At 35.1% G+C, this 1,553-nt stretch carries 3 protein-coding genes; 2 read left to right on the top strand and 1 reads right to left on the bottom strand.

Features of this window, described 5'->3' with window-relative positions:
* On the top strand, positions 1-343 hold a 343-nt coding region (locus tag GCCT14_RS04885; RefSeq protein WP_108624449.1), incomplete at its 5' end, for a hypothetical protein.
* A gap of 2 nt (positions 344-345) precedes the next feature.
* Positions 346-930, top strand: coding sequence for a tetratricopeptide repeat protein (locus tag GCCT14_RS04880; protein WP_108624448.1), 585 nt, complete (start codon positions 346-348; stop codon positions 928-930).
* Here GCCT14_RS04880 and rmuC read toward each other — a convergent pair.
* Positions 894-1,466: a DNA recombination protein RmuC gene (gene rmuC / locus GCCT14_RS04875; RefSeq protein WP_157952639.1), complete on the bottom strand. Its 573-nt coding sequence runs from the start codon at positions 1,464-1,466 to the stop codon at positions 894-896. The genes GCCT14_RS04880 and rmuC overlap by 37 nt on opposite strands.
* Between the last annotated feature and the right edge of the window lie 87 nt (positions 1,467-1,553).

Raw genomic sequence — 1,553 nt, 5'->3', positions numbered from 1 at the left:
TATGGCTATCATTATTGCAATTATTGTTTCTGTTCTTTCTGGAGATGAAAGGATTATTGATTCTTTATCTTATAATGATTCTGGCCAACTAGAGTTAAATTCAGAACGTCTTAATTCAATATATATTTCAGAACGTGATGCAGAATATTTAATTCAAAAAGCAGTGAATATGGCAAATGATGTACTCAATAATAAAAGAGTTCCTGAGCGACCCATCTTTTCAAACAGCTTAGCATCTAATTTCGCCTCTGACCTTTTAGAGTTAACAAGTGGAAAAGTTATTACAAATAAGGAAAAAGATCGAGAGGATCGATTTTTTCGGATTAATGAACAACGGGTTTAGTTATGACGACAGAACTAGAACAGATTGACACAGAACAATATAGGACATTTCTTGGGGGAGTTGGAATTGATAAAGGTGTGTTGGAGAAATTAATCCGATCATCTGATACCAAAGCTAGTTCTGATGAAGCGCCTTCTTTATCAGATTTAGTTGGAGTAATTAGAGCACTGCCGCCTCTTTACGAATCAATTGACCTTTCAGAAGAGAAAGTGGAAAGCATTTATGCATTAGGATATCAAGCCTATGAGCAGGGGAGATATGATGATGCAGTGAAGTATTTTCGTCTGGCATATCTTTTAGATGTTAGAAAAGAGAAGTATCTTTTTTCACTTGGTCTCTCATTGGAAAAAAACGAACAATTTTTCGAAGCAACGACAGCTTATCAGTTTTGGGCTTCCTTTCACCCTGAATTGCCTTTTGGTCATTTTCGGACTGGTATTTGTTTTTTGGAATTGAATGACAATGTTTCAGCAAAGGCCTTTTTTGATAAAACTCTCAAATTATCCAAAGGTAGAGATGACTTAACTCCGATTTATGAACGCACTCTCCTTTATGTGAGTGGATTGGAAGACATCGAAGACAACTGAACTTCTTTATCTACTTCTTTCATTTCCATTGTCTCATTTCCTACTTGGCCAGCAAGCATTCTGAACTCTTCAAGATCCGGAAGTAGTTTGTTTTTTGAATGTTTAATCAGATGATTGAATTGATCTACAAGTTTTTCTAATGTTTTCCCCATGCAAGAAATCTCTTTGAGAAAGAGGGAAATCATTTTCAAACAGTCTACGCTTTTTTTACGAATTTTTTCACTATTTTCCATATTTTTTTGTTGTGACCAGCACATGGAAATTGTTGTTAATAAACCTATTAAAGTGGATGGGGTGGAAAGAATCACATTTTGAAGCGCAGCCCATTCTATAATTGATGGATCATTTTCCATTGCAATTCCAAGTAGAGAATCTGTTGGAAAAAAAATAATTATAAAAACAGGGCTAACAGGAAGGTCCCAATAATCTCTCTTTACCACGTCTTGAATGTGTTTTTTCACACGAATGGTATGATCTCTCATCTTTTCTTTTTTTTGAGTTTCATCAACTCGATTCAATTCGAAAAAATCTTGCATGGGAGTTTTTGCTCTGTTAATCGATTGCACGTTCCTATCCAAGATTCGTTTGAGGAGACATGCAAAGATTTAAGCTGTTCTAGTTTC

It is taken from the genome of Candidatus Similichlamydia epinepheli (assembly GCF_003056015.1).
Note: the sequence above shows the minus strand (reverse complement) of the source record. Positions and strands in the feature narration are given on the sequence as shown.

What these genes read in the sequence shown, in the direction of transcription:
- rmuC (WP_157952639.1), bottom strand. Translation starts at nt 1,466, where the DNA reads ATGCAAGATTTTTTCGAATTGAATCGAGTTGATGAAACTCAAAAAAAA.
- GCCT14_RS04880 (WP_108624448.1), top strand. Translation starts at nt 346, where the DNA reads ATGACGACAGAACTAGAACAGATTGACACAGAACAATATAGGACATTT.